The following is a 25,048-nucleotide window of genomic DNA, read 5'->3' as shown; positions in this document are numbered from 1 at the left end:
TCAACAGGAACCTCCCCGTCCGTCGCGTCCTCTGAATGGGTGACCACCGAAGCACGTGACGAACGGGGATGCCATGCGCACTCTCACCCGAAGGGGAGCACTGGGACTCGGCGTCGCCGGTGCCGCTGCCGTCGGACTCGCGGGGTGCGGCGCCCACAAGCCGTCAGACGGGCCGAAGCAGGGCGGCGGTTCCCCGGACCGCCGTCCGGCCGACTCCAAGCCCACGGCCCGTCCCATCGGCGACGGCTCCACCTCCTACACCGGCAAGCAGCCGAAGCAGCCCGAGAAGCCCGTACCGCTGGAGCCCGGCCAGACCCCGCCGCAGTTCGTCGTCTTCTCCTGGGACGGGGCGGGCGAGGTCGGCAACGGCCTCTTCCCGCGCTTCCTCGACCTCGCCGAGGAACACGGCGCCCACATGACCTTCTTCCTCTCCGGGCTCTACCTCCTGCCCGAGTCCAAGAAGCGTCTCTACGACCCCCCGAACAACCTGCGCGGCGCCTCCGACATCGGCTACCTCACCGACGAGCACATCAAGGACACGCTGAAGAACGTCCGCCGCGCCTGGCTCGACGGCCACGAGATCGGCACCCACTTCAACGGCCACTTCTGCGCCGGTTCCGGCTCGGTCGGCAACTGGACCCCGCAGCAGTGGCGCAGCGAGATCGACCAGGCCAAGTCCTTCGTGAAGGAGTGGCGGACGAACAGCGGCTGGACCGACCTGGAGTCGCTGCCCTTCGACTACGACAAGGAACTCGTCGGCGGCCGTACGCCCTGTCTGCTCGGCCAGGACAACCTGCTGCCCACCGCCCGCGAACTCGGCTGGCGTTACGACGCCTCCTCGCCCGGCGGCCGCCAGGTCTGGCCCGTGAAGAAGCAGGGGCTGTGGGATCTGCCACTTCAGCAGATACCTTTCCCCGGCCGCAGCTTCGAGGTCCTGTCGATGGACTACAACATGCTCGCCAACCAGTCGATCAACTCCACGAACGCGCCCGCCCACAACTACCCCGCCTGGCGCGAGCAGGCGACGCAGGCCTACATATCCGGCTTCAAGCGGGCATACGAGACAAACCGTGCACCCTTCTTCGTCGGCAACCACTTCGAGCAGTGGAACGGCGGCATCTACATGGACGCCGTCGAGGAGGCGCTGAAGCACATGGCACGGGAGAAGGAGAAGGGCGAGGACGTGCGCCTGGTCTCCTTCCGGCAGTTCGTGGACTGGCTGGACGTACAGCGTCCGGAGGTGCTGGACAAGCTGCGCACCCTCGACGTGGGACAGGCCCCGGCGGAGGGCTGGAAGCGCCTCTGAAATGCGGGTTCTCACCCGCAAGGGGGGTGCGCAAGATCCCCGGAACGGACATGCGAAACTTTTCACATGAGTGCCGCCCGTCGCGCCCCCCTGACCCTCGCAGGTGCCTTCGCCGCCGCGTTGCTGCTGTCCGCATGCGGCTCCGGCGGCACGTCCTCGGGCTCGGGCACCGGCTTCGTCATGGGCGAGGACGGCATCTCGACGGTGCAGCGGGGTGAGCGGGACGCGGCTCCCGACCTGTCCGGAAAGACCATCGAGGGCAAGCAGCTCGACGTCGCCTCCTACAAGGGCAAGGTCGTCGTCCTGAACGTATGGGGCTCCTGGTGCGCCCCCTGCCGCGCCGAGGCACCCCACTTCCAGAAGGTCTACAAGGACCTCAAGTCGGACGGCGTGCAGTTCGTCGGCATCAACACCCGCGACACCAGCACCGCCAACGCCCTCGCCTTCGAGAAGGAGCAGGGCGTCACCTACCCGAGCCTGTACGACCCCACGGGCAAGCTGATGCTCCGCTTCGAGAAGGGCACGCTCAACCCGCAGGCGATCCCCTCCACGCTCGTCCTCGACCGGGAAGGGAAGATCGCCGCCCGCTCGCTGGCCGCGCTCAGCGAGGACAAGCTGCGCAAGATGATCGACCCGGTCCTCGCGGAGAAGTGACGTGAGCGCAAGCATGACGCTCGCCGCGGCCACCGACCCGAACCAGACGGTGATGAGCGGCGCCCTCCTCATCGCCCTGCCCATCGCGATGCTCGGCGGCCTGGTCTCCTTCTTCTCCCCGTGCGTCCTGCCGCTCGTCCCCGGCTACCTCTCCTACGTCACCGGCGTCGCCGGAACCGACCTGGCCGAGGCCCGCCGCGGGCGGATGGTCGTCGGCGCCTCCCTGTTCGTCCTCGGCTTCACCGCCGTGTTCGTCTCCACCGGCGCCCTGTTCGGCTACTTCGGAGACACCCTCCAGGAGCACAAGGCCGTCCTGTCCAAGGTGCTCGGCGTGCTCATGATCGCCATGGGTGTCTTCTTCATGGGTCTGATGCCGTGGATGACCCAGCGCGAGTTCCGCTTCCACAAGCGGCCCGCGGCCGGACTGATCGGCGCCCCCTTCCTCGGCGCGCTCTTCGGCATCGGCTGGGCGCCCTGCATCGGCCCCACCCTGACCTCCGTGATCGCCCTGTCCTACAACGAGGCGAGCGCGGGCCGCGGTGCCATACTGACCGTCGCCTACTGCCTCGGCCTCGGCGTGCCGTTCGTGCTCGCCGCGGTCGCCTTCCGCAAGGCGCTCGGCGCCTTCGGCTGGGTTAAGCGCCACTATGTCTGGGTGATGCGGATCGGCGGCACCATGATGATCGCGACCGGTCTGCTGCTGCTGACCGGAGCCTGGGACAGCCTGGTGTCGGAGATGCAGAACTGGTCCGACGGCTTCACTGTGGGGATCTGATCGATGAGCAACACGACCACCGACCACGCCGAACAGGTCGAGGAGCAGGACCTCGGCGCCGCCGGATCCCAGCTCTCCACCACCCCCAAGGAAGAGCTGGCGAACGTCCCCGCCATGGGCGTCGTCGGCTGGGCCCGCTGGTTCTGGCGCCAGCTGACCTCCATGCGGGTCGCCCTGCTCCTGCTGCTCCTCCTCGCACTCGGCGCGATCCCCGGCTCGCTGATCCCGCAGTCCGGCACGGACGAGACCAAGGTCGCCGACTTCCGCGACCGGCACGAGGTCCTCGCGCCGATCTACGACAAGCTCGGCCTCTTCAACGTCTACAGCTCGGTGTGGTTCTCCGCGGTCTACATCCTGCTGTTCGTCTCCCTCATCGGCTGCATCGTGCCCCGCACCTGGCAGTTCGTCGGCCAACTGCGCGGCCGCCCGCCGGGCGCCCCCAAGCGGCTGAACCGGCTGCCCGCCTACACCACCTGGCGCACCGAGGCCGAGCCCGAGCAGGTCCGCGAGGCCGCGCTCGCCCTGCTGAAGAAGCGCCGCTTCCGCGCCCACGTCGCCGGTGACGCGGTCGCCGCCGAGAAGGGCTATCTGCGCGAGGTCGGCAACCTCGCCTTCCACATCGCGCTGATCGTGATGCTGGTCGCCTTCGCCTGGGGCCAGTTGTTCAAGATGGAGGGCAACAAGCTGATCGTCGAGGGCGGCGGGTTCTCCAACACCCTCACCCAGTACGACGACTTCAAGCCCGGCACCCTCTTCGGCACCGACGACCTGACGCCCTTCAGCTTCAACCTGAAGGAGTTCACCGGCACCTACGAGACCTCCGGCCCCAACAAGGGCACCCCGCGCACCTACCAGGCCGACCTCACCTACTCCGAGGGCGCCTACGGCGAGGACAGGCGGACGGTGGTCAAGGTCAACAAGCCGCTGGAGATCGACGGCACGAAGGTCTACCTGACCGCCCACGGCTACGCCCCCGTCATCACCGTCCGGGACGGCAAGGGCAAGGTCGTCTTCTCCGACGCCGTACCGCTGCTGCCGCTCGACTCCAACGTCACCTCCTCCGGCGTGATCAAGGTCTACGACGGCTACAAGAACGCCAAGGGCGTCAGCGAGCAGCTCGCCTTCCAGGCCGCCTTCCTGCCGACCTACGCGGCCGGAAACGAGGTCTCCTCCAGCTTCCCCGCACTGATCAACCCGGTGCTGAACCTGGAGCCCTACCACGGCGACCTCGGCGTCAACGCCGGCATCCCGCAGAACGTGTACCAGCTCAACAAGAAGCACATGAAGGGGTTCAAGGACTCCAAGGGCAAGCAGATGCGGGAGAACCTGCGCCCCGGCGAGACCATGCAGCTCCCCAACGGCGCCGGCTCCGTCACCTACGAGGACACCAAGGAGTGGGCGAACTTCCAGATCACCCGGCAGCCCGCCAGCGGCTGGGCGCTGGCCGGTTCCGTCGCCGCGATCCTCGGTCTCGCCGGTTCCCTGTTCATCCAGCGCCGACGGGTGTGGGTGCGGGCGGTGCAGGGCGCCGACGGTGTCACGGTCGTGGAGATGGCCGGCCTCGGCCGCAGCGAGTCCGCCAAGGTGCCCGAGGAACTCGGCGACCTCGCCGGGACCCTGTACGAGGAAGGGGCGCCGGGCGCGCCCGACCCCGCTGAAGACCCCGACCCAACCGACCCCGCAGCACCTGCCGAAGGGGCAGAGAAGTGACTCTCGCCGCCGCGACCAACGAAAGCCTCGCGAACCTCAGCAACACGCTGATCTACTCCGCGATGGCCGTGTACACCCTGGCCTTCTTCGCGTATATCGCCGAATGGCTCTTCGGCAGCCGCAGCAAGGTCGGCCGCACCGCCGCCGCGCTCACCGCGACGAGAACGAAGGGAGCCGCCGCCCCCGCCGTCACGGTGCGGAAGGCGGGCGGCACCGCCGTCCTGGAGCGGCCGCAGGTGGTCGTACGGGCCACGAGCGGCAGCCGTGACGTGCCCGACGGCCCCGGCGCGCACGGCGGGGACGAGCAGGGCGACCTCTACGGCCGTATCGCCGTGTCCCTCACCGTGCTCGCGTTCCTCATCGCCTTCGGCGGGGTGCTCTCCCGGGCCCTGTCGGTGCAGCGGGCGCCGTGGGGCAACATGTACGAGTTCAACATCACCTTCTCCACCGTCGCCGTCGGGGTGTACCTGACGCTGCTCGCGCTGAAGAAGAACGTGCGCTGGCTGGGGCTGTTCCTGACCACCACGGTCCTCCTCGACCTCGGTCTCGCCGTCACTGTCTTGTACACCGCCAGTGACCAATTGGTTCCCGCCCTCCACTCGTACTGGCTGTACATCCACGTCTCCACGGCGATCCTGTGCGGCGCGGTCTTCTACGTCGGTGCCGTCTCCACGCTGCTCTACCTCTTCCGCGACTCCTACGAGAACAAGCTGGCGGGCGGCGGAAGGCCGGGCCGGTTCGCCTCCTCGGTCCTGGAGCGGCTGCCCGCCGCGGCCTCCCTGGACAAGTTCTCCTACCGCGTCAACGCCGCCGTCTTCCCGCTGTGGACGTTCACGATCATCGCGGGCGCGATCTGGGCGGGCGACGCCTGGGGCCGCTACTGGGGCTGGGACCCCAAGGAGACCTGGTCCTTCATCACCTGGGTCGCCTACGCCTGCTACCTGCACGCCCGCGCCACGGCCGGCTGGAAGGGCCGCAAGGCCGCCTACCTGGCCCTGCTCGCCTTCGGCTGCTGGCTGTTCAACTACTACGGCGTCAACATCTTCGTCTCCGGCAAGCACTCCTACGCCGACGTGGGCCTCGGCGCCCTCCAGGCCGTGGGCTTCTGAACACGTGCGGATCCCGCTCCCAAGGGCCACGCTGGTGTCATGACCGGATCCATCGAACAGGGCGCCAGTCAGACCCGCGGGAGCACGCACATCCTGCACTTCCTGGTGCGGCTGCCGAGGCCCATGGAGGCGGTCTGGCCGGTGCTCTCCACCCCGGAGGGGCTGGCCGGCTGGTTCACCGAGGCGGACCTGCTCGAACCCCGGCTCGGCGGGGAGGTCTCCCTGCGCGGGCTGGGATCGGGGCAGGTCACGGCCTGGGACGTGGACCGGATCGCCGAGTACACGGTGGAAGGCGGCGGCCGGATCCGCTTCCACCTCGAACGGGACGGGGAGGACGGCAGCGCGCTGCGGTTCACCCATGAATTCCGGGGCGGGGTGGAGTCGGAGGACCGCTGGAGGATGAGATTCGAACGATTGATCGCCTCCCTGGAGGCGTAGGCCTCCGTCAGCCGACAGTGATCGAGTCCAGCTTCTCCCGCAGGTACACGTGCGAGTCGACGGGCTCGTACGCCACCCGCCCCACCGGCGCGGGCACCGACTCCACGCGGGTGCCGGGCGTGCACTCGCCGAAGTAGACCAGGGACATCAGCTCCTCGGCCGGGGCGTCCGCGGGCGGCGGCAGTACGCGATGCCGTCCCGAACGCCACCGGTCGCCGGTCCAACGGGCCATCAGGTCACCGATGTTGATGGTGAAGGCGTCCGGATCGAAGGGCGCGTCCTCCCAGCCGCCGTCCTCCGTCCAGACCTGCAACCCGCCCTTCCCCGCCTGCCGGTCGAGGATCGTCACCGTCCCGAAGTCGGTGTGCGGCCCGATCCGGAACTGACCCGGCCGCGGCTCGCCGACCACCTCGGTACCCGGGTACCAGTTGATGTTGAAGCCGTAGGTGGGATGGTCCATGTGCCGGGAGAAGAAGTCGGGTTCGAGCCCGAGCGCCTCGCCGAGCAGCGAGAGCAGCTCCTTCTCCAGCCCGGCCATCCGCGCCAGGTACTCCTCGCACAGCGTCCGCAGCTCGGGCACCTCGTCCGGCCAGACGTTGGGCGCGTACCACTCCGCTTTGACGACCGGATCGTCGAACGGCTCGTGCGTGGCGAAGGTCAGCGACTCTTTCAGGTCCGGCGGGGTCTCGGTCCCCTCGGCGTAGCCGTTGGCCTCCGCCCCCGGCCCGAGCCAGCCCCGCCCGCCCACCTTCGCCGCGTACGGCTGCTTGACGTCGACGGGCAGCGTGAAGAAGCTCCGCGCCGTCGCCCGGATCCGCGCCCGCAGCCCCGGATCCACCCCGTGCCCGGTCACCAGCAGGAACCCGGCGGTCTGGAGGGCCTCGTCGACGGTACGGGCGATGGCGGCGCGGGCTTCGGAGTCACCGTCCAGCCAGGGCCGCAGATCGATCGTGGGGATACGGGGGCCGGGGCGGCCGGGGTGCCCGGGGCCTGGGGTCTCACTCACCGATGTCCTCATTCCACAGAGCCGGGTTCTTCTCGATGAAGTCGCGCATCATCCCGACACACTCGGGATCGTCCAGCAGTACGACCTCCACGCCGTGCTCCGCCAGCCAGTCGTGCCCGCCGTGGAAGGTGACCGCCTCGCCGATCACGACCCGCGAGATGCCGAACTGCCGTACCAGGCCGGAGCAGTACCAGCAGGGCGAGAGGGTGGTCACCATCGTCGTCCCGCGATACGACCGCTGCCGCCCCGCATTCCGGAACGCCGCCGTCTCCGCGTGCGTCGACGGGTCGCCGTCCTGGACGCGCCGGTTGTGCCCACGGCCGAGCAGCGTGCCGTCGCCCCCGTACAGCGCGGCGCCGATCGGAATCCCGCCCTCGGCCAGCCCGGCGCGCGCCTCCGCCACGGCGACGGCGAGCCACGTACGTGCCTGTACCTGATCCATGCGTCCACTCTGCTGGCGCGGAAGGGCCGGGGCAATCGAAGAAGGCGCGGGGGACCGAACGAACGGGGCGGTCGCGGCGTCGGTGTACTGAGCGAAGGGGGCACATCGATGAGAGCGAGCATGGCGACGCTGGTGGCGCTGACGGCTGTCGTGATGGGTGTGGTCGGCTGCACGCGGACGAGCGGCGGGGGGCAGGCGGACGCGGCCTGCGCGGTGGTGATCGAGTACGAGAACCGCAGATACGGGAATGTCGCGAACGTCGACTTCACTCCGGGGGACCGGCTCGGCACCGCCACGCACAAGTCGTGCGCCGACGGCCACGGCATGCCGGAGGACTGGACGACCGGCGCGTACGAGGTGGAAGGGCTCGACCCCGAGGTGGCCATCGCGGTCGGCGACACACCGGACGACGTCCTCTTCGTCGCCGTTGACGCGCACGGGGAGTTGCCCGCCGAGGTGTGCGAGCGGCTGCCCTCTCAGGCCTGTCCCTCCAGCACCGCGTAGTCCGCGAAGCTGCGCCGGTACCGCGTGTGCCGGGTCTCCTGCGTATGCCGGCGCTGCCACTCCTCGACGTCCGTCGGGTCGGTGCACGGGCCGGACGTGGCGCCGCAGTCGTGCTCGTCCCCCGAGACGCAGTACGCCTGGTACTCCGGCTGCGCCGACGCGTCCTGCACGATCGAGTACGGCACGTACCGGAAGAGGCGGCGGCGCCCTGCCGTGACGCCCCCGTGTTCCCGCGCCTGGTGCTGGCGCAGCAGCACATTGGCGTCCGTCTCCGCGCTGCCGTCGCACGCCGTCCGCGCCTCCTCCCGCCGCACGCCCAACTCCCCGCACGTCAGGCAGCCCGGCACCGGGTCCGGCGTGGGCAGCGCGCCCAGCGAGCGGTCGTTGGCCGCCCGCAGCTCCGCGCTCAGCCGTTCCTCCGGCGTCGCGGGCCTGATCCGCGCCGGGTCCGCGTCCCACTCCCGGCCCCCGCCGACCGGCCGCAGCAGCGCGGCCGGACCGATCCGTGCCTGATACACACCGACCTTGCGCGTATGAGGGTCGTAGACGAGCGTTCCCGGCTTCATCGGCTCACCTTTCGTAACTCTGTGTGTAGCGAGCGTGGCTCACGGGAACGGTCCGTAGCAATGCATCCCGCGTGACAGCGGGGCGTTGTCACGGAGGGGGCGGGGTGTGACGACAAACGCCGAGTTCTTCGGAGAGCTTCTACGGCACTTCCGCGAGGTCGCCTTCCTCACGCAGGAGGCCCTCGCCCGCGAAATCCCCTGTGACCGGTCCTACGTGGCGAGGGTGGAGGCGGGGACCCGGGTCCCCTCGGACACGTTCGCCAAGAAGTGCGACGAAGTACTGGGCACGGGTGGGGTGTTGGCGCGACTGTGGGGGAGGGTCGACTGGTATCCGCAGGTGGAGCATCCGGATTGGTTCAGGCGCAGGGCCGAAATGGACGCGGAAGTAGTCGCGTTGAGGGAGTACCAGGACGGTGTGATGCCGGGCCTGTTGCAGACCGAGGACTACATGCGGGCCCTGTTCGGACGCCGCCTCCGTAATGCCGAGGAGGTCGAGGAGCGGGTACGGGCTCGGCTGAGCCGACAGCAGCGCTTCCTCGCGGAGGATGGTCCCCTCTACGTCGCCGTCCTGGACGAGAGTTGTCTGCGCAACGTTGTGGGCAGCGGACGCGTCATGCGTGATCAACTCGCGCACTTGCTGAGCGCTGGGAGACGCCCCAACGTCCGCATCCAGGTGGCCCCGTCCGGCCTTGCCGAACTCGTCCGCCCCAATGCCTCCGTGTCCCTGATCGAGCTGCCCGACGGGCATCGGTGGGTGTACTCCGAGTCGCTGGACCGTGGCCATTTCAACGACGATCCGGCCGTCTACCGGCTTCACTTCCAGGCCTATGATGTGCTCAGGGCGGACGCTCCGTCAGCCGGGGAGTCCGCCGCTCTGATCCGTGACGCGATGGAGGCGTACGAGCACCATGAAGACGCACGAGATCGGCGCGGCGACCTGGATCAAGAGCTCCTACAGCGGAGACAACGGCGGCAACTGCGTGGAAATCGCCCCCGGTTTCCCCACCGCCGTCCCCGTCCGTGACAGCAAGCTTCCTGACAGCCCCGTCCTCCTCGTCTCCCGCCCCGCCTGGTCCGCGTTCACCGCGGCTCTGCGCTGATCGACCGCCAGATCCGCTCCGGCAGGACTCGCGCCGCCTCGTCCAGATCCACGTCGCCGAGGGTGAGCCAGCGGCGGGCGAGGCCGATGACGGGGCCGAGTACGAGCGTCTCGATCAGCTCGGGCGGCAGGGGCGCGATCTCGCCCTTCTCGACGTGGAAGGTGATCCAGGCGGCCAGGGGTGACAGGCGGGCCTCCTGTGCGTCGCGGAGCTGCTTGGCCTGGGCCATGCCGACGCGGTCCGCGTGGGAGGAGTGGACGAGCCGGCCCGCATCGGGGTGTTCCCGGATGAAAGTGAGGTAGGTCCGCACGATGGCGTTGATGCCGGTGCGGGCCGTGCGGGAGCGGCTGACGGCCGTGCCCATCTCCTCCAGCAGGCGACCCAGCCAGCGTACGAGCAGGGCGTTGACGAGCCCGTCGATGCTGCCGAAGTGGTGGTAGAGGCTGCCGAGACTGACCCCGCTGGCCCTGGTGACGGCCCCCACGGTCAGACCCTGCTCGCCCGACTCGGCGTACACCCGCAACGCGGCGTCCAGGAGGAGGTCGGCGGTGGCCTGGCCACGTTGTTGCTTGGGGCTCATCCGGCCAGCGTAGAGCACAGTTTTCTAGAGCATTTTTCTAGAAAGCTGTTCTAGATCAACCTCTCCTTGCGACACACTGTCTGTCATGAACGGGGAATACGGTCTCGACCTCACCGGCAGCGGCGCCGAACCGCTGGAGGCGGAGGATCCACGGCGGATCGGAGCGATACCGCTGATCGGCCGACTCGGCGCCGGTGGCATGGGCCGGGTCTATCTCGGCGTCCACGAAGGCCGGTACGCGGCCGTCAAGCAACTGCTGCCCTCCGTCGTCGGCGAGGACAAGGACTTCGTACGCCGTTTCGGCCAGGAGCTGGACAACCTCTCACGGCTGCCCGCCGGGGCCACCGCACCGCTGCTCGCGAGTGACCGGGAGGCCCGGCCGCCGTGGTTCGCGACGGCGTACGTCCCCGGGATCACCCTGCGCGAGGCGGTGGACCTGAACGGCGGACCGCTCCCGGTCCCGTCGCTGTGGTTCCTGCTGAAGGAGGCCGCCGCGGGCCTGGCCGCCGTACACGCGCTGGACATGGTCCACCGGGACATCAAGCCGACGAACGTCATGCTGACCGCCGACGGCCTCACCCTCATCGACTTCGGTGTCGCCCGCGCGGCCGACCAGAGCCAGTTGACGCGGACCGGCATGGTGGTGGGCACGCCCGCCTACATGTCGCCCGAACAGGCCTCGGGCGCAAGGCAGTTGACCGGCGCTGCCGACCTCTTCGCACTCGGCTCGGTGATCGCGTACGCGGCGTGCGGCCGTCCGCCCTTCGGGGACGAGTCGGGCCACGGGGTGCTGTACCGCATCGTGCACGAGCAGCCGGACCTGGCGCCGCTGCGAGCCCTCGACCCCGCCCTCGCCGACGTCGTGGCCTCCTGCCTGGACAAGGACCACGAGGGCCGCCCCACAGCCGCCGAACTTCTCGAACTCGCCGCACCGCACGCCCCGTCCGGCGACGCCCCCGCCTGGCCGCCGGTCGTCGCGGAGGCGCTGGCGGCACGCGCGGCGTTCGCGGCGACGGCGGCACCGGAGATCCCGGAACAGGCACCAGAGCCCGAGCCCGACCCCGAGCCCGACCCTGCCCCCGCTCCCGAGCCGCAGGTACGGGAGCGGAGCCGCCGCACCCGCGTGCTCTTCGCCGTCGTCCCCGTGGTCGTCACGGCCGGTGCGACGGTCGCCTTCCAACTCCTGCCGTACGCGTTCAACCCGGACGCCGACGACGAGGCCCAGGCGGCCCCGTCGTTCACCACCTCGGCACCGGCCGTCGCCTCCGAGGATCCCGCGGCGGAGGGGAGCGCGTCGGCGTCACCGACAGACGGGAAGGAGAAGGGGAAGAGGGGCGACAAGGGCGAGAAGGGCGAGAACGGCGAAGACGGCGAAGACGGTGAATCGAGCGGGGCGTCGGGAGCTACGGGGTCCAACGGGGCTTCGGGCTCCGGAAGTTCGGGCGGCTCCGCCGACGCACCGGGTTCGTCGGGCTCTTCAGGCTCTTCGAGTTCCTCGGGCTCGTCGGGCTCATCGGGTTCATCGGGTTCATCGGGTTCCTCCGGCTCATCCGGCGGAGGCCCCGCCCCCACCGCCACCCAACAACCCTCCACCACAGCCCCCTCCTCCACCTCCAACCGCTACCGCAACGGCGACACCGGCGCCTGCCTGAGCCAGGTCTACGGCGCGGCAAGCACCGCGGGCTGCTCCGCCTCCACCACCACCTGGGTCATGCAGAGCACGTCCGGCGGCTTCAAGCTGGTCAACAAGGAGAGCGGCGGCTGCCTTTCGGCGAACATGCTGGGCCAGGCCGTCTTCGTGAAGACCTGCGACGGCTCCGGCTCCCAGACCTGGCGCGCGGGCTCCGGCAACACCCTGATCAGCGTCTCCAACGGCGGCTGCCTGGACCTGAGCATGACCAACGACGCGGCCACGTCGACCTGCGCGGGCGAGGCGTCCCAGCGCTGGTCACGGCAGTAGGAGCGGCGGCGGAGAACCGTCAGGCCGCCACCCGCAGCACCAGCTTCCCCGTGCTGCCGCGCCCGCCCATCAGCCGGTGCGCCTCCGCCGCCTCCTCCAGGCCGAACTCCGCGGTGATCGGAAGGGACACGGTCCCCTCGGCCACGGCGGCGAAGGCCCGCTCCGCAATCGCGCGGAGTTCGGCCGGGGCCTGCTTCGCCAGCATCAGGACGGAGAAACCGGCGACCGAGTGGCCCAGGGGGTAGAGCTCCGGCTGACCCGCCTGCCACGGCTCCGCCCCGCTCGCGTTGCCGAACGACACCAGGCGGCCGAAGGGAGCCAGTGAGCGCAGGCCCGCGCGGAGGGTCTCGCCGCCCACGGGGTCCAGGGCGAGGTCGACGCCCCGGCCGGACGTCGCCGCCCGCACCGCCGCCTCGAATTCCCCGACGAAGACCTCGTCGTACCCGTGCTCACGCGCGTACGCGGCCTTCGCCTCGCTCGACACCACCCCGTACACCGCCCCGGCGCCCGCCGCCCGCGCCAACTGCCCCACCGCCGTGCCGATTCCGCCCGCCGCGCCCTGCACCAGCACCGTCTCGCCGGGCTGGAGCCGGCCCACGGTACGGACCAGGGCGTACGCGGTCGGCAGCACCGTGGGCAGGGTGGCCGCCGTACGGAGGTCCGTGCCCGCCGGGAGCGGGAAGACGGTCGTGGCGTCGGCGACGGCCACCTCCGCGTACCCGCCCGCGTCCGTCAGCGCCGTCACCTCCTGGCCCACGGACAGGCCCGTCACGCCCGCGCCGACCGCCCGCACCCGGCCGGAGACCTCCAGGCCGGGGACGTAGGGCAGGGCGGTGACCCGGTAGCCCTCCGCCCGCGCCTTCAGGTCGGCGAAGTTCACCCCGGCGTACGCGACGTCGATGCTCACCTGTCCGGCGCCCGGTGCGGGGACCCGCGTCTCCACGGCCTTGAGGACCTCGGGGCCGCCGTACTCCTGGAACTCGACTGCGCGCATGACAAATCAGCCCCTCGCCGTGGGTGGGAAGTGTTCGACGGGAGGCGAACACCCGTGGAGTGTATGGTTCTCATCGAACACTCGGCAACCGAGTCGGCAAGCGGAAAACAGAGAGAGGGGCGCCCATGGCCGCCGCCACCAGCCACCGCAGCGCCCCCGAGCACACCCACCCCGACGACGTCCCCGTCCTCACCGCGCTCGCCGCCCTCGCCGACCCCGTACGCCTCACCCTCGTCAGGGAACTGGCGGCCTCCGACGAGTGGTCACGGGCATGCGGCAGCTTCGACGTGCCCGTCGGCAAGGCCGCCCTCAGCCATCACTTCGCCGTGCTGCGCGGCGCCGGGCTCGTCGAGCAGCGGGACCGGGGCGCCAAGCGCGTCAACCGGCTGCGCCGCGAGGAGTTCGACGCCCGCTTCCCCGGCCTGCTGGACCTCGTCCTGCGGAACGACGACAGCGCCTGAACGTCCAACAGCACGCGGAGTTCTACGTCAGGACTCGTCCCGCTTCTTCTTGTCCTGGTCGCCGTCCTCGTCCAGGGACTTCAGGAAGTCGGGGTTGTCGTCGGGCGCCACCCACTGCTGGGAGCGGTTCGTGCGCGCGCCGGACCAGCCCTCGGCGGCCAGGCTGCGCTTCTTGCCCGCGATCATCCAGGAGATCGAGCCGACGAGCGGGAACAGCAGCACGAGGATCGCCCAGAGGGGCTTGGGCATGTGACGGATGTCCTCGTCCTTCGTGCTGATGCAGTCGATGAACGCGTAAATGCTCAGCGCAAGTGGTACGAGGAACATCAGCACCCGGAGCATGGGGCCTCCCGCGAGTGGGTCGTCGGGGCCGCGAGTACAGCCCCCAGGTACAGGGCCAGGGTAGCCGCTCGGGGATACTTGACCCCATGGCTTACGACGATCTTCGTTCTCTGCTCAGGGCACTGGAACGCGAAGGCGACCTCAAGCGCGTGAAAGCCGAGGTCGATCCGTACCTGGAGGTCGGGGAGATCGTCGACCGGGTGCAGAAGGCGGGCGGCCCGGCGCTGCTCTTCGAGAACGTGAAGGGCTCCGCGATGCCCCTCGCGATGAACGTCTTCGGCACCGACCGGCGGCTGCTGAAGGCGCTGGGGCTGAAGTCGTACGGCGAGATCAGCGAGAAGATCGGCGGACTGCTCAAGCCCGAGCTGCCGCACGGGTTCGTCGGCGTCCGCGAGGCCTTCGGCAAGCTCGGCGCGATGACCCACGTACCGCCGAAGAAGGTGAAGGACGCGCCGGTTCAGGAGGTCGTCCTGCACGGGGACGACGTCGACCTGGAGCAGCTCCCGGCCCTTTTCACCTGGCCCAAGGACGGCGGCTCCTTCTTCAACCTGGGGCTGACCCACACCAAGGACCCCGAGTCGGGCGTCCGCAACCTCGGCCTGTACCGCCTGCAGCGCCACGACAAGCGCACCATCGGCATGCACTGGCAGATCCACAAGGACAGCCGCAACCACTACCAGGTCGCCGCCCGGCGCGGCGAGCGCCTCCCGGTCGCCATCGCCTTCGGCTGCCCGCCGGCCGTCTCCTACGCCTCCACCGCGCCGCTCCCCGGTGGCATCGACGAGTACCTGTTCGCCGGGTTCCTCGCGGGCAAGCGGATCGAGATGGTCGACTGCAAGACCGTGCCGCTCCAGGTGCCGGCGCAGGCGGAGGTGGTGATCGAGGGCTGGCTGGAGCCGGGCGAGATGCTGCCGGAGGGGCCCTTCGGCGACCACACCGGCTTCTACACCCCGCAGGAGCCGTTCCCCGCGCTGAAGATCGACTGCGTGACCATGCGGAAGCGCCCGCTGCTCCAGTCGATCGTGGTCGGCCGGCCCCCGACGGAGGACGGACCGCTGGGCCGTGCCACCGAGCGCTTCTTCCTGCCGCTGCTGAAGATCATCGTCCCGGACATCGTGGACTACCACCTCCCCGAGGCGGGCGGCTTCCACAACTGCGCGATCGTCTCGATCGACAAGAAGTACCCCAAGCACGCCCAGAAGGTCATGCACGCGATCTGGGGCGCCCACATGATGTCCCTGACGAAGCTGATCGTCGTCGTCGACTCCGACTGCGACGTCCACGACCTGCACGAGGTCGCCTGGCGGGCGCTGGGCAACACGGACTACGCCCGCGACCTGTCGGTCGTAGAAGGGCCGGTCGACCACCTCGACCACGCCTCCTACCAGCAGTTCTGGGGCGGCAAGGCGGGCATCGACGCGACGAAGAAGTGGCCGGAAGAGGGCTATACGCGTGACGGCGGCTGGCCCGACATGGTGTTGTCCGACCCGGAGACGGCGGCGAAGGTCGACCGCCGGTGGAAGGAATACGGACTGTGAGTTCCGCGTCTGCCGCACTTCCCCAGCCGGGCCGCACCAGAGCCTTCCTGCGCCTGGTGATGATCGAGCACTCGGTCTTCGCGCTGCCCTTCGCCTACATCGCCTCCCTCACCGCGATGTTCCAGCTGGACCGGAACATCCACTGGGGCCGGCTGCTCCTGGTCACCATCTGCATGGTGGGCCTGCGCACGTTCGCGATGGCGGTCAACAGGATCATCGACCGCGAGATCGACGCCCGTAACCCGCGCACCGCCCAGCGCGAGCTGGTGACCGGCGCGATGTCGGTGAAGCACGCCTGGACGGGCGCGCTGATCGCGCTCGTGATCTTCCTGGGCTCGGCGGCGCTGCTCAACCCGCTCTGCCTGGCCCTCGCCCCCGTCGCGGTGATCCCGATGGTGGTCTACCCCTACGGCAAGCGGTTCACGAACTTCCCGCAGGCCATCCTCGGCATCGCCCAGGCGATGGGCCCGGTCGGCGGCTGGCTGGCGATCACCGGTTCCTGGTCCTGGGACGCGGTCGTCCTCGGCCTCGCCGTCGGCATCTGGATCGGCGGCTTCGACCTGATCTACGCCTGCCAGGACGTCGAGACCGACCGGGAGACCGGCGTCCGGTCCGTCCCCGCCCGCTTCGGCATCCCCGCCGCGGTGTGGGGCGCCCGCGTCTGCCACGCCGTCACCACGCTGCTCCTCGCCTGGTACGCGGTGGCCACGGACGCGGGCGCGTTCTTCTGGCTGGGCCTGATGATCGTGGCGGGCGCGTTCGTCTACGAGCACCGGATCGTCACCCCGCACGACCTCTCCCGCCTGAACAGGGCGTTCTTCAGCGTCAACGGCTTCATCGGCATCGCCCTTTTCGTGTGCGCCTTGCTGGATCTCTTGGTTCGAGGCCTGACCGTGTAACTACGGTGCGGCCTGCCATCGAGGGCAGGACCCCAGGGAGCCGCCATGACCGTCTCGGGCTTCGATCGCCTGCACTCGCAGCTCAGCAAGCTGGAGGACATGTTCCCCGGCTGTCTGACGGAGATCGTCGAGGGCAGCATCGTGACGAACCCGGTCAGGCCGTTCCACGGGAAGACGATTCTCAGGGTCGCCACGAACCTGGAGGGGCAGCTCGCGCCGGAGTGGGCGCTGGTGAGCGACGTGCCTTCCCCTTCGACGAAGCCCACGAGTTCTGCCCGGACATCGCGGTCATCCCGGCGGAGGCGGAGGCCGAGAACCTCAGTTCCTACCCTGCCGACGTGCTGGAGTTCGTGGCCGAGGTGGTCTCGCCCGAGAGCATCCGCCGCGACTACGAGATCAAGCCCCGCTTCTACGCCTCCCGAGGCATCGCCAACTACCTGGTCCTCGACCCGCTGAAGGGCCACTGCGTCACGATGTGGAACCCCGGCCCCGACGGCTACCGGGGCCGCGACACCATCCCCTACGGCCCCGATCTGACCGTCGACTCCCCGCTCGGCAAGCTGACGATCCCCACCGCACACCTCCCCGTCGACCCGAAAGTCGGCCGCCCGTCCTGAAGGTACCCGTGACCCGCCGGTAGGCTCGGGGTGTGAACGCAGGAGAAACGCAGCGCGCGCCTTGGATCGTGGGGGTGTCCGGAGCATCCGGTACCCCGTACGCGGCCGCGGTGCTGCGTGCGCTGCTCCAGGCGGGGGAGAGCGTCGATCTGGTGGTCAGCCGGGCCTCCCGGCTCACCCTGCTCGACGAGACCGGGATCTCCTTCCGGGACGCGCACTGGCAGGACGACCTGCGGGAATGGCTGTCCCGCGGGGCCGACGGAAAGCCGGACACCTTCGCCGTGGACCTCTCCGGGGTACGGCACTGGGCGGCGGGTGACCTTGCCGCCGGGCCGTCCTCGGGGTCGTATCCCGCCAAGGGCATGCTCATCGTTCCGGCGTCCACCGCCTGTGTCGCGGGCGTCGCGCTCGGGCTGTCCAAGGACCTGCTGCAGCGGTCGGCGAGCGTGACCCTGAAGGAGGGCCGCAAGCTGGTCGTCGCCGTTCGGGAGACCCCCTTGAACGGGCAGACGCTGCGGCACCTGGTCGCTCTCGACGACGCGGGCGCGGCCGTCGTACCCGCCTCGCCCGCCTTCTACGCGGGGGCCACCCACATCCAGGACCTGGTGGACTTCGTCGCCGGACGCGTCCTCGACGCGGCGGGCGTGGAGCACGGGCTCTACCGCCGCTGGAAGGGCGAACTCGGCGGCGCGCGCTCGACCTGAGCAGCACGCGGGACCAGCAGTACTCAGCATTTCAGGACTCATCGAACCCATCGAACTCCTCGAACTTCTCAACCTTTTCAACCGACCTCTTCAGCGGAAGGCTTCGAATCGCATGGACGCGGTGGACAGGCAGCTCATCCAGGCCCTGAGAGAGAACGGCCGGGCCTCCTACGCGGAGCTGGGGCGCCTCGTCGGCCTGTCGGGACCCAGCGTCACCGACCGCATCAACCGGCTGGAGGCGGCCGGTGTCATCACCGGCTACCGTGCGACCGTCGACGCGGCCTCCCTCGGCCTCGGCGTGACCGCCCTGATCGGCATCTCGCTCTCCGACGCGACCGACCACGAGGACGTGGCCCGCCGGATGAAGGACCTCGGCGAGATCGAGGACTGCTGGTTCATCGCGGGCGACGACTCGTACATGCTCAAGGTGCGGGCGAACGACGTGGACGGCCTGGAGAAGATCATCCGGCGGCTCAGCGGGATCAAGGGCGTCTCCCGGACCCGTACCACGATCGTGCTCTCCACCAAGTGGGAGAACCGGGTCGGAGAGCTGCCCGAAGAGGTCTGAGCGGGCAGGCGTACGGTTGGTCGTGCTGTCGTAGAAAGAGGTTGAGGGTATGGACGTCGGGCTCAAGCGCGAGCTGGAGCAGAAGGTCATGGCCGGCGAGCGGCTGACCCGCGAGGACGGCATCGCGCTGTACGAGTCGGACGACCTCGCCTGGCTGGGCGGGCTCGCCCACGAGGTGCGGACGCGGAAGAACGGCGACGTCGTCCACTTCAACGTCAACCGCCACCTCAACATGACGAACGTCTGTACGGCCTCCTGCGCGTACTGCTCCTTCCAGCGCAAGCCGGGGGAGAAGGACGCGTACACGATGCGCATCGAGGAGGCCGTCAAGCTCGCCAAGGCGATGGAGTCGGAGAACCTCACCGAACTGCACATCGTCAACGGGCTGCACCCCAACCTGCCGTGGCGCTACTACCCGCGGTCGCTGCGGGAGCTGAAGGCGGCTCTTCCGAACGTCTCGCTCAAGGCCTTCACGGCCACCGAGATCCACCACTTCGAGACGATCAGCGGACTGTCCGCGTCCGAGATCCTCGACGAGCTGATCGACGCGGGCCTGGAGTCCCTCACCGGCGGCGGCGCGGAGATCTTCGACTGGGAGGTCCGGCAGCACATCGTCGACCACCGCACCCACTGGGAGGACTGGTCGCGGATCCACCGCCTGGCCCACGAGAAGGGTCTGAAGACCCCGAGCACCATGCTCTACGGCCACATCGAGGAGCCGCGCCACCGCGTCGACCACGTGCTGCGCCTGCGCGAGCTCCAGGACGAGACCGGCGGCTTCCAGGTCTTCATCCCGCTGCGCTACCAGCACGACTTCGTGGACATGAAGGACGGCAAGGTCCGCAACCGGCTCCAGGCGCGCACCCAGATGGCCACCGGCGCCGAGGCGCTGAAGACGTTCGCGGTCTCCCGCCTGCTCTTCGACAACGTCCCGCACGTCAAGGTCTTCTGGGTCATGCACGGCGTCCAGACCGCCCAGCTGGCCCTCCAGCACGGCGCCGACGACATGGACGGCTCGGTCGTCGAGTACAAGATCACCCACGACGCGGACAACTACGGCACGCCGAACAAGCTGACGCGTGAGGATCTGCTGGACCTGATCCGTGACGCCGGGTTCCGGCCGGTGGAGCGGAATACCCGGTACGAGATCATCCGTGAGTACGACGGCCCGGACCCGGAGCGCAGGGAGTCGCCGCAGCCGATGCGGGTGTGAGTCGGCTGCGGGTGTGCGGGGGCTGGTCGCGCCCGCGCGGCGGAGCCGCCGATCGACAGGGTCCCGCGCCCCTGGGTGGGGTACTCGGCCGGCATGGTGAGCAGCCGTGCTCATGAGGACGCCTATACCGCCGAGCCCTTCCTCCCCGACCGCGGCGGTCTCCCCGCCCTGCGTCGCGCCGCCGCCGGCTGCCGGGGCTGCCCCCTGCACCGGGACGCCACGCAGACGGTGTTCGGGACGGGGAACGCGCATGCCTCGGTGATGCTCGTCGGTGAGCAGCCCGGGGACCAGGAGGACCGGCAGGGCAAGCCCTTCGTCGGTCCCGCCGGGAAGCTGCTCGACCGGGCTCTCGCCGAGGCCGGTATCGATCCCGACGACACCTATGTGACCAACGCGGTCAAGCACTTCAAGTTCACGCGGGCCGAGCCCCGCAAGCGCCGTATCCACAAGGCGCCCACCCTGCGCGAGATGACGGCCTGCGGGCCGTGGCTGGCCGCCGAGCTGGCGGTCGTGGAGCCGGAGCTGATCGTCGTGCTGGGGGCCACCGCGGGGAAGGCGCTGCTCGGGTCCTCGTTCCGGGTGACGCGGGTGCGGGGGACGGTGCTGGAGGAGGAGATCCACGGCAGGCCGGAGCGGCTGGTGCCGACGGTCCACCCGTCGTCCGTGCTGCGCTCGGACGACCGTCAGGCGGCCTACCGCGGGCTGGTCGCGGACCTGGAGGTCGCGGCACGGACTTTGGCGTAATGGTTAAACTGTCCGCGTGACGCTTACCTTCACCTTCGATCCCGCCCTCACCCCCGCCCTCCGTGACGGCATCCTCGACCTGTGGGCGGACGTCACCGAGGCCGGCGGAGCCGTCGGTTTCGTGGCGCCGGTGACGCGGGAGGAGATCCGCCCCGAGCTGGTGCGACACCTCGTGGCAATGGCCGAGGGGCGGATGCGGCTGCTCGTCGGGCACGACGAGGAGGGGCGTGTGGCCGCCACCGCCTTCGTGTCGCTGAACTCGCACCGGCTGATGACCCACTGGGTGTGGCTGTACACGGTGATGGTGCACCCGCGGCACCAGGGCCGGGGCTACGGCCGCGACCTGCTGGCCGCCGCCGAGGCCGCCGTACGGACCCTGGACGGCATCGACGCCATCCGGCTCACCTGCCGAGGCGGCCTCGGCCTGGAGCGCTTCTACGGCTCCTGCGGCTACAAGGAGGTCGGCCGGATACCGGGCGCGATCCGCGTGGCACCCGGCGACGACCGCGACGACGTGATCATGCTGCTGTCCTTGCGGTGAGCCTCGCGGCGAACCCGGTGGTGAGCCTTGCGGTGAACCCCACCTGCAAGATCCGGTGCCGGGCATGCTTCACTGGATGACGCCCCTTTTGGAATCGGAAGACTGGATTGAGATGCTCCGCTACACGCTGATGCGCCTCGGGATCTTCGTGGGCTGCCTCGTGGTCGTCTGGGGCCTCGTCTACTCCGGTCTCGCCCCGCGCGGCCTCGGCGACTCCAACGGCATGTGGATCGTCCTGCTCGCCCTGGTGATCTCCGCCCCGATCAGCTTCGTCGCGCTGCGCAAGGAGCGTGACCGCGCCTCCGTGCAGATCGTCGAGAAGGTCGACCGCGTGAAGGCCAACCTGGAGGCGAACCGCAGCCAGGAGGACGTTGCCGACGACGCGGCCCGCGCACAGGGGCAGACGTCCTAACCTTGCCCTCATGGGTGCCGTGAAGACCAAGCGGATGCCGCGTGCGGTCCGCGAACAGCAGATGCTGGACGCCGCCGTGCGGACCTTCGGCCGACGCGGGTACATGGCCGCCTCGATGGACGAGATCGCCGAACTCGCCGGTGTCTCCAAGCCGTTGGTCTATCTGTACCTGAACTCCAAGGACGACCTGTTCACCGCCTGCATCCGCCGCGAGGCGCGGGCGCTGACCGAAGCGGTGCGGGCCGGGGTGCGCACCGACGCGCCCGCCGACCGCCAACTCTGGTCGGGGCTGCGGGCGTTCTTCACGCACACCGCGCAGAACCCGGACGGCTGGGCGATCCTGCACCTCCAGGCCCGTACCCACGGCGAGGCGTTCGCCGCCGAGGCCGGCGCGATGCGCGAGGAGATCGTCGCGTTCGTCACCCAGCTGATCCTCGCCGCCGCACGTGCCGCGCACCGGGACCCCAACCTGCCCGAGCACGAGGTCGCCGGGCTCGCCGAGGCCCTGGTCGGCGCCGCCGAGTCGCTCGCCGCCTGGGCCAACGCCACCCCCGGGGTCACCGCCCGCCAGGCGGCCACGACCCTGATGAACTTCGCCTGGGCGGGCCTGGGCGACCTCATGGAGGGACGGCCCTGGGCGCCCCCGCAGGAAGCGGATCACCCGGTGACGGAGCAGCCGACGGGACAGGCGACGGGCCAGACGACGGGCTAGACGACGGGCCAGACGACGGGCTAGACGACGGGACAGACCCGCCCCACCACATGCACGCGGTCCGAGCCGCCCCGCAGCTCGAACAACCCGTCCCCCGCCCCGTACACCACCGTCCCCGGCAGCAGTACCGGCGCCCGGAACTCCGCCCGGATCCGCGCGGCCGGCGGCACGCCGTACGCCGCCAGGCAGCGGGCCACCGTCCACATGCCGTGGGCGATGGCGCGCGGGAAGCCGAACAGCCGGGCGGTGAGCGGGTGCAGGTGGATGGGGTTGCGGTCGCCGGAGACGGCCGCGTACCGCCTGCCGATGTCCCCGCCGAGCTGCCACTCGGCGACGGCCGGGAGCGGTTCGCGCACCTCCCTGGCCGCCGCTGCCGCCCGGGTGCGGTGCCGCGCCAGATACGTACTCCGTGACTCCCAGACGACCTCCCCGTGCTCCCGGAGCTCCGTGACGACCGTGGCCTCGGTGCCCCGCCGGTGCGGCGCCAACCCGGCGGCGTACACGGTCAGTTCGTACGTGCCGGTGGCCGGGAGCAGCCGGTGCCGGGTGATCTCGACCGACGTGTGGACGAGGCCGAGCAGCGGCAGCGGGAAGTCCCGTCCGCTCATCAGCCGCATGGCGGACGGGAAGCCGAGGACATGGGGATAGGTGACGGGCAGCGCGTCCTCCCCGGTGGCGAACCCGCACACCCGCTCGTACGCGGCGAGCCGTGCGAGGTCGACGCGGAGGCCGGGCACGACGAGCGGGTCGCGCGGGAAGTCGGCGTCCGGGCGCGGCCGTTTGAACGGGGAGCGGAGGGCGCCGCGTATGAGAAGGGGCAGCAGATTGCGGTCGGCCATGGTCTTCCCCTACGAGGTCCGGTTGCTGACTCCGCAGTAAGGTTACCGGAGGTAATAGTGGTGTGGCGGACAGCGCGAGAACCCCCACCGGCCCGTGGCGAATCCCCTCCGTACCATCCCCGAACGGGCACATGTCTCACACGTCCGCGCCGTACGATCGCCTGCCTAACCGGCGGTAACTCCCCCTGCGGGGGCCGTCGGTGAACGTCGTTCCAGGAGCCGCCCGTGTCCACCCCACTCCCTTCCTTCGCCGCCTCCGCCGCCTTCGACGACGCCCCCGCGCCCGCCCTCGTGGAGCCCGAGACGCGGCGGCTGGACGGCGTCGTCCGGGAGGCGTACGTACCGCCCTTCGCGCCGCCCGTCTCGCACGGCTCGCTCGGCGACCTGCCCTTCGACAACGCCGCCGCCGTGCCGGACACAGTGGTCCTCAGCCGCAAGGCGGAGGACGGCAGTTGGGCGGACGTGACGGCGGCCGAGTTCGCCGCACAGGTGCTCGCGGTGGCCAAGGGGCTGATCGCCGAGGGCCTGATGCCGGGCGACCGGATCGCCGTCATGGCGCGCACCACGTACGAGTGGACCCTGCTCGACTTCGCCGCCTGGGCCGCCGGCCTGGTCACCGTCCCCGTCTACCCGACCTCCTCCGTCTACCAGACCCGCTGGATCCTCCAGGACTCCGGAGCGGTCGCCCTGGTCACCGAGGAGAGCGCGCAGGCCGCCGCCCTCGGCCCGGAACTGGAGCACATCCCCGACCTCCAGCACCTGTGGATCATGGAGAAGGGCCACGTGGACCGGCTCGCGGAGATCGGCGCGCCACTGTCCGACCAGGAGGTCGAGGTGCGCCGCGGCATGCTCGGCCCGAGCACGCTCGCCACCCTCGTCTACACCTCCGGCACCACCGGCCGGCCCAAGGGCTGCGTCCTGTCGCACGGCAACTTCTTCGCCGAGGTCGACAATGCCATCGAACTCCTCTACCCCATCTTCAAGTCCCGCTCCAGCGAAGAGGTTTCGGTCCTCCTCTTCCTGCCCATGTCCCATGTCTTCGGCCGGATGGTGGCGGTGGCCTGCGTCCGCGCCCGGGTACGGCTCGGGCACGCGCCCAGCCTGCTGGCCGAGGACCTGCTGGCCGACCTCGCGGGCTTCCGCCCGACCTGCCTGCTGGCCATCCCGTACATGCTGGAGAAGGTCTTCAACGCCGCCCGCGCCAAGGCCGAGGCCGGCGGCCGACTGTCGTCCTTCGACCGCGCCGCCTCCGTGGCCGGCCGCTACGGCGAGGCCGTCGAGGCCAAACAGCACGGCACGGGCCCGGGACCCAGCCGCGCCCTCAGCCTCGCCCGCACCTTCTACGACCCGCTCGTCTACCGCCGTATCCGCAACGCCATGGGCGGCAGGGTCCGCCACGCCATCTGCGGAGGCTCCCCGCTCGGCCGCCGCCTCGCCGCGTTCTACGCCGGGGCCGGCATCGAGATCTACGAGGGGTACGGCCTGACCGAGACGACCGCCGCGGCCACCGTGACACCGCCGCTCAAGCCCCGACTGGGCACCGTGGGCTGGCCGTTGCCCGGCACCCGGGTCCGGATCGCGGCGGACGGCGAGATCCTGATCGCCGGCGAGCAGGTGCTGCGCGGCTACTGGGACCCGGCCGCCGGCGGCGTCGTCCCGGCGGCCACGGACGGCTGGCTCGCCACGGGCGACCTCGGTGAACTGGACGACGAGGGCTATCTGACCATCACCGGCCGCAAGAAGGAGATGCTGATCACCGCGGGCGGCAAGAGCGTCGCCCCCGCGCCCCTGGAGAACTGGCTCCGCGCCCATCCGCTGATCTCGCAGGTCATGGTCGTCGGCGACCGCCGCCCCTACATCGCCGCCCTGATCACCCTGGACATGAACGGCGTCACCCACTGGCGCCGGATGAACGGCCGCCACCCGGTTCCCGCCGAACTCCTCGTCGACGACCCCGAGTTGCGGACCCTCCTGCAGCGCGCGGTGGACGAGGCCAACAAACTGGTCTCCCGCCCGGAATCCATCCGCCGCTTCGCGATCCTCCCCACCGAGTTCACCGAGACGGCCGGCCACCTCACCCCCTCCATGAAGCTGCGCCGCGAAGCCGTCATGCGGGACTTCGCGACGGAGGTCGAGGGGCTGTACGAGCGCTAGGCGAGGCGGGCGCCGCTGTGCCGCACAACCGCCCCCTCCGCGTCCCGCCTCCGATCCGCACGGATTCCTGCCAGAGGCTCCGAACACGCAGGAGACACATGCCCACGCGCACCACCCTTCGTCCGGCGCTCGCCACGGCCACCGCCGTACTGCTGCCGGG

General features: G+C 70.2%; 28 protein-coding genes and 1 pseudogene. 22 read left to right on the top strand and 7 right to left on the bottom strand.

Annotated features, from left to right (window positions below; genetic code table 11):
* Positions 1–73: 73 nt before the first annotated feature.
* The 6 genes from ICC28_RS29565 to ICC28_RS29540 all read left to right on the top strand — a co-directional run bounded on the left by ICC28_RS29565 (position 74) and on the right by ICC28_RS29540 (position 5,992).
* On the top strand, positions 74–1,306 hold the full coding sequence (locus ICC28_RS29565; RefSeq protein WP_188291804.1) for a polysaccharide deacetylase family protein: 1,233 nt from the start codon (positions 74–76) through the stop codon (positions 1,304–1,306).
* A 66-nt stretch (positions 1,307–1,372) separates the two neighbouring features.
* The gene (locus ICC28_RS29560) at positions 1,373–1,960 is read left to right on the top strand and encodes a TlpA family protein disulfide reductase (RefSeq protein ID WP_188291803.1); all 588 of its coding nucleotides are present in this window, start codon (positions 1,373–1,375) and stop codon (positions 1,958–1,960) included.
* A 13-nt stretch (positions 1,961–1,973) separates the two neighbouring features.
* Positions 1,974–2,735, top strand: coding sequence for a cytochrome c biogenesis CcdA family protein (locus ICC28_RS29555; RefSeq protein ID WP_188291879.1), 762 nt, complete (start codon positions 1,974–1,976; stop codon positions 2,733–2,735).
* A gap of 3 nt (positions 2,736–2,738) precedes the next feature.
* Positions 2,739–4,445 carry a cytochrome c biogenesis protein ResB gene (locus ICC28_RS29550; protein ID WP_188291802.1) on the top strand — a complete coding sequence of 569 codons (1,707 nt, stop codon included), beginning with the start codon at positions 2,739–2,741 and terminating at the stop codon, positions 4,443–4,445.
* Entirely contained in the window at positions 4,442–5,554 is a 1,113-nt protein-coding gene (gene ccsB, locus ICC28_RS29545) for a c-type cytochrome biogenesis protein CcsB (RefSeq protein ID WP_188291801.1), read from the top strand. Before ICC28_RS29550 ends, ccsB begins: the two co-directional genes overlap by 4 nt.
* A 39-nt stretch (positions 5,555–5,593) precedes the next feature.
* Entirely contained in the window at positions 5,594–5,992 is a 399-nt protein-coding gene (locus ICC28_RS29540) for an SRPBCC domain-containing protein (protein ID WP_188291800.1), read from the top strand.
* A gap of 7 nt (positions 5,993–5,999) precedes the next feature.
* Here the strand turns inward: ICC28_RS29540 and ICC28_RS29535 are convergent, their stop codons facing one another.
* Positions 6,000–6,998 (bottom strand): isopenicillin N synthase family dioxygenase, encoded by a 999-nt coding sequence (locus tag ICC28_RS29535; RefSeq protein ID WP_317454122.1) that lies wholly within the window; start codon positions 6,996–6,998, stop codon positions 6,000–6,002.
* Positions 6,991–7,440, bottom strand: a complete 450-nt coding sequence (locus ICC28_RS29530) for a nucleoside deaminase (protein WP_188291798.1) — start codon at positions 7,438–7,440, stop codon at positions 6,991–6,993. Before ICC28_RS29530 ends, ICC28_RS29535 begins: the two co-directional genes overlap by 8 nt.
* Before the next feature lie 108 nt (positions 7,441–7,548).
* Here ICC28_RS29530 and ICC28_RS29525 point away from each other — a divergent pair, with 108 nt between their 5' ends.
* The gene (locus ICC28_RS29525) at positions 7,549–7,944 is read left to right on the top strand and encodes a DUF6281 family protein (protein ID WP_188291797.1); all 396 of its coding nucleotides are present in this window, start codon (positions 7,549–7,551) and stop codon (positions 7,942–7,944) included.
* Here the strand turns inward: ICC28_RS29525 and ICC28_RS41335 are convergent.
* A complete protein-coding gene (locus ICC28_RS41335; protein WP_188291796.1) occupies positions 7,917–8,510 on the bottom strand; it encodes a hypothetical protein in 594 nt (197 codons plus the stop codon). The two genes, ICC28_RS29525 and ICC28_RS41335, sit on opposite strands and share 28 nt — an antisense overlap.
* A 106-nt stretch (positions 8,511–8,616) precedes the next feature.
* On the opposite strand from ICC28_RS41335, the gene ICC28_RS29515 reads away from it, so the two are divergent.
* Together ICC28_RS29515 and ICC28_RS40815 are read left to right on the top strand one after the other, a co-directional pair.
* Positions 8,617–9,534: a helix-turn-helix domain-containing protein gene (locus tag ICC28_RS29515; protein ID WP_282702970.1), complete on the top strand. Its 918-nt coding sequence runs from the start codon at positions 8,617–8,619 to the stop codon at positions 9,532–9,534.
* Positions 9,491–9,610 carry a DUF397 domain-containing protein gene (locus ICC28_RS40815; RefSeq protein WP_282702969.1) on the top strand — a complete coding sequence of 40 codons (120 nt, stop codon included), beginning with the start codon at positions 9,491–9,493 and terminating at the stop codon, positions 9,608–9,610. The genes ICC28_RS29515 and ICC28_RS40815 overlap by 44 nt, the downstream gene beginning before the upstream one ends.
* On the opposite strand, the gene ICC28_RS29510 is transcribed toward ICC28_RS40815, so the two are convergent.
* Positions 9,591–10,190 carry a TetR/AcrR family transcriptional regulator gene (locus tag ICC28_RS29510; protein WP_188291794.1) on the bottom strand — a complete coding sequence of 200 codons (600 nt, stop codon included), beginning with the start codon at positions 10,188–10,190 and terminating at the stop codon, positions 9,591–9,593. The two genes, ICC28_RS40815 and ICC28_RS29510, sit on opposite strands and share 20 nt — an antisense overlap.
* 85 nt (positions 10,191–10,275) lie before the next feature.
* On the opposite strand from ICC28_RS29510, the gene ICC28_RS29505 reads away from it, so the two are divergent.
* The gene (locus tag ICC28_RS29505) at positions 10,276–12,150 is read left to right on the top strand and encodes a serine/threonine-protein kinase (protein ID WP_188291793.1); all 1,875 of its coding nucleotides are present in this window, start codon (positions 10,276–10,278) and stop codon (positions 12,148–12,150) included.
* Positions 12,151–12,169: 19 nt separating this feature from the next.
* Here ICC28_RS29505 and ICC28_RS29500 read toward each other — a convergent pair whose 3' ends face one another.
* Positions 12,170–13,144 (bottom strand): zinc-binding alcohol dehydrogenase family protein, encoded by a 975-nt coding sequence (locus ICC28_RS29500; protein WP_188291792.1) that lies wholly within the window; start codon positions 13,142–13,144, stop codon positions 12,170–12,172.
* A gap of 125 nt (positions 13,145–13,269) precedes the next feature.
* On the opposite strand from ICC28_RS29500, the gene ICC28_RS29495 reads away from it, so the two are divergent.
* Positions 13,270–13,605 (top strand): ArsR/SmtB family transcription factor, encoded by a 336-nt coding sequence (locus tag ICC28_RS29495; protein WP_188291791.1) that lies wholly within the window; start codon positions 13,270–13,272, stop codon positions 13,603–13,605.
* Between the two features lie 27 nt (positions 13,606–13,632).
* On the opposite strand, the gene ICC28_RS29490 is transcribed toward ICC28_RS29495, so the two are convergent.
* Positions 13,633–13,947 (bottom strand): PLD nuclease N-terminal domain-containing protein, encoded by a 315-nt coding sequence (locus tag ICC28_RS29490; RefSeq protein ID WP_188291790.1) that lies wholly within the window; start codon positions 13,945–13,947, stop codon positions 13,633–13,635.
* 86 nt (positions 13,948–14,033) lie between these two features.
* Here ICC28_RS29490 and ICC28_RS29485 point away from each other — a divergent pair, with 86 nt between their 5' ends.
* From ICC28_RS29485 to ICC28_RS29440, 10 genes and pseudogenes are all read left to right on the top strand, one after another.
* Positions 14,034–15,485: a menaquinone biosynthesis decarboxylase gene (locus ICC28_RS29485; protein ID WP_188291789.1), complete on the top strand. Its 1,452-nt coding sequence runs from the start codon at positions 14,034–14,036 to the stop codon at positions 15,483–15,485.
* Entirely contained in the window at positions 15,482–16,384 is a 903-nt protein-coding gene (mqnP, locus tag ICC28_RS29480; RefSeq protein ID WP_188291788.1) for a menaquinone biosynthesis prenyltransferase MqnP, read from the top strand. Before ICC28_RS29485 ends, mqnP begins: the two co-directional genes overlap by 4 nt.
* Before the next feature lie 45 nt (positions 16,385–16,429).
* Positions 16,430–17,001: pseudogene (locus ICC28_RS29475) on the top strand (Uma2 family endonuclease).
* Between the two features lie 32 nt (positions 17,002–17,033).
* Entirely contained in the window at positions 17,034–17,705 is a 672-nt protein-coding gene (locus ICC28_RS29470) for a UbiX family flavin prenyltransferase (RefSeq protein WP_188291787.1), read from the top strand.
* Positions 17,706–17,817: 112 nt separating this feature from the next.
* Entirely contained in the window at positions 17,818–18,273 is a 456-nt protein-coding gene (locus tag ICC28_RS29465) for an Lrp/AsnC family transcriptional regulator (RefSeq protein ID WP_188291786.1), read from the top strand.
* 49 nt (positions 18,274–18,322) lie between these two features.
* A complete protein-coding gene (mqnE, locus tag ICC28_RS29460; protein ID WP_188291785.1) occupies positions 18,323–19,486 on the top strand; it encodes an aminofutalosine synthase MqnE in 1,164 nt (387 codons plus the stop codon).
* Positions 19,487–19,579: 93 nt separating this feature from the next.
* Complete coding sequence (locus tag ICC28_RS29455) at positions 19,580–20,230, top strand: UdgX family uracil-DNA binding protein (RefSeq protein WP_188291784.1); 651 nt, start codon at positions 19,580–19,582, stop codon at positions 20,228–20,230.
* A 16-nt stretch (positions 20,231–20,246) separates the two neighbouring features.
* The gene (locus tag ICC28_RS29450) at positions 20,247–20,771 is read left to right on the top strand and encodes a GNAT family N-acetyltransferase (RefSeq protein ID WP_188291783.1); all 525 of its coding nucleotides are present in this window, start codon (positions 20,247–20,249) and stop codon (positions 20,769–20,771) included.
* Positions 20,772–20,883: 112 nt separating this feature from the next.
* A complete protein-coding gene (locus ICC28_RS29445) occupies positions 20,884–21,183 on the top strand; it encodes a DUF4229 domain-containing protein (protein ID WP_188291782.1) in 300 nt (99 codons plus the stop codon).
* A gap of 10 nt (positions 21,184–21,193) precedes the next feature.
* Positions 21,194–21,895: a TetR/AcrR family transcriptional regulator gene (locus ICC28_RS29440; protein ID WP_188291781.1), complete on the top strand. Its 702-nt coding sequence runs from the start codon at positions 21,194–21,196 to the stop codon at positions 21,893–21,895.
* A 20-nt stretch (positions 21,896–21,915) separates the two neighbouring features.
* On the opposite strand, the gene ICC28_RS29435 is transcribed toward ICC28_RS29440, so the two are convergent.
* Positions 21,916–22,734: a MaoC family dehydratase gene (locus tag ICC28_RS29435; RefSeq protein WP_188291780.1), complete on the bottom strand. Its 819-nt coding sequence runs from the start codon at positions 22,732–22,734 to the stop codon at positions 21,916–21,918.
* Between the two features lie 225 nt (positions 22,735–22,959).
* On the opposite strand from ICC28_RS29435, the gene ICC28_RS29430 reads away from it, so the two are divergent.
* Positions 22,960–24,888, top strand: a complete 1,929-nt coding sequence (locus tag ICC28_RS29430) for a long-chain fatty acid--CoA ligase (protein WP_188291779.1) — start codon at positions 22,960–22,962, stop codon at positions 24,886–24,888.
* Positions 24,889–25,048 lie beyond the last annotated feature (160 nt).

This window comes from Streptomyces sp. TRM68416 (genome assembly GCF_014596915.1).
Lineage (GTDB): Bacteria > Actinomycetota > Actinomycetes > Streptomycetales > Streptomycetaceae > Streptomyces.
Note: the sequence above shows the minus strand (reverse complement) of the source record. Positions and strands in the feature narration are given on the sequence as shown.

What these genes read in the sequence shown, in the direction of transcription:
- ICC28_RS29495 (WP_188291791.1), top strand. Translation starts at nt 13,270, where the DNA reads ATGGCCGCCGCCACCAGCCACCGCAGCGCCCCCGAGCACACCCACCCC.
- ICC28_RS29530 (WP_188291798.1), bottom strand. Translation starts at nt 7,440, where the DNA reads ATGGATCAGGTACAGGCACGTACGTGGCTCGCCGTCGCCGTGGCGGAG.
- ICC28_RS29485 (WP_188291789.1), top strand. Translation starts at nt 14,034, where the DNA reads ATGGCTTACGACGATCTTCGTTCTCTGCTCAGGGCACTGGAACGCGAA.
- ICC28_RS29465 (WP_188291786.1), top strand. Translation starts at nt 17,818, where the DNA reads ATGGACGCGGTGGACAGGCAGCTCATCCAGGCCCTGAGAGAGAACGGC.
- ICC28_RS29540 (WP_188291800.1), top strand. Translation starts at nt 5,594, where the DNA reads ATGACCGGATCCATCGAACAGGGCGCCAGTCAGACCCGCGGGAGCACG.
- ICC28_RS29525 (WP_188291797.1), top strand. Translation starts at nt 7,549, where the DNA reads ATGAGAGCGAGCATGGCGACGCTGGTGGCGCTGACGGCTGTCGTGATG.
- ICC28_RS29455 (WP_188291784.1), top strand. Translation starts at nt 19,580, where the DNA reads ATGGTGAGCAGCCGTGCTCATGAGGACGCCTATACCGCCGAGCCCTTC.
- ICC28_RS29445 (WP_188291782.1), top strand. Translation starts at nt 20,884, where the DNA reads ATGCTCCGCTACACGCTGATGCGCCTCGGGATCTTCGTGGGCTGCCTC.
- ICC28_RS29560 (WP_188291803.1), top strand. Translation starts at nt 1,373, where the DNA reads ATGAGTGCCGCCCGTCGCGCCCCCCTGACCCTCGCAGGTGCCTTCGCC.
- ICC28_RS29440 (WP_188291781.1), top strand. Translation starts at nt 21,194, where the DNA reads ATGGGTGCCGTGAAGACCAAGCGGATGCCGCGTGCGGTCCGCGAACAG.
- ICC28_RS29565 (WP_188291804.1), top strand. Translation starts at nt 74, where the DNA reads ATGCGCACTCTCACCCGAAGGGGAGCACTGGGACTCGGCGTCGCCGGT.
- ICC28_RS41335 (WP_188291796.1), bottom strand. Translation starts at nt 8,510, where the DNA reads ATGAAGCCGGGAACGCTCGTCTACGACCCTCATACGCGCAAGGTCGGT.
- ICC28_RS29490 (WP_188291790.1), bottom strand. Translation starts at nt 13,947, where the DNA reads ATGCTCCGGGTGCTGATGTTCCTCGTACCACTTGCGCTGAGCATTTAC.
- ICC28_RS29500 (WP_188291792.1), bottom strand. Translation starts at nt 13,144, where the DNA reads ATGCGCGCAGTCGAGTTCCAGGAGTACGGCGGCCCCGAGGTCCTCAAG.
- mqnE (WP_188291785.1), top strand. Translation starts at nt 18,323, where the DNA reads ATGGACGTCGGGCTCAAGCGCGAGCTGGAGCAGAAGGTCATGGCCGGC.
- ICC28_RS29550 (WP_188291802.1), top strand. Translation starts at nt 2,739, where the DNA reads ATGAGCAACACGACCACCGACCACGCCGAACAGGTCGAGGAGCAGGAC.
- ICC28_RS29505 (WP_188291793.1), top strand. Translation starts at nt 10,276, where the DNA reads ATGAACGGGGAATACGGTCTCGACCTCACCGGCAGCGGCGCCGAACCG.
- ICC28_RS29435 (WP_188291780.1), bottom strand. Translation starts at nt 22,734, where the DNA reads ATGGCCGACCGCAATCTGCTGCCCCTTCTCATACGCGGCGCCCTCCGC.
- ICC28_RS29510 (WP_188291794.1), bottom strand. Translation starts at nt 10,190, where the DNA reads ATGAGCCCCAAGCAACAACGTGGCCAGGCCACCGCCGACCTCCTCCTG.
- ICC28_RS29555 (WP_188291879.1), top strand. Translation starts at nt 1,974, where the DNA reads ATGACGCTCGCCGCGGCCACCGACCCGAACCAGACGGTGATGAGCGGC.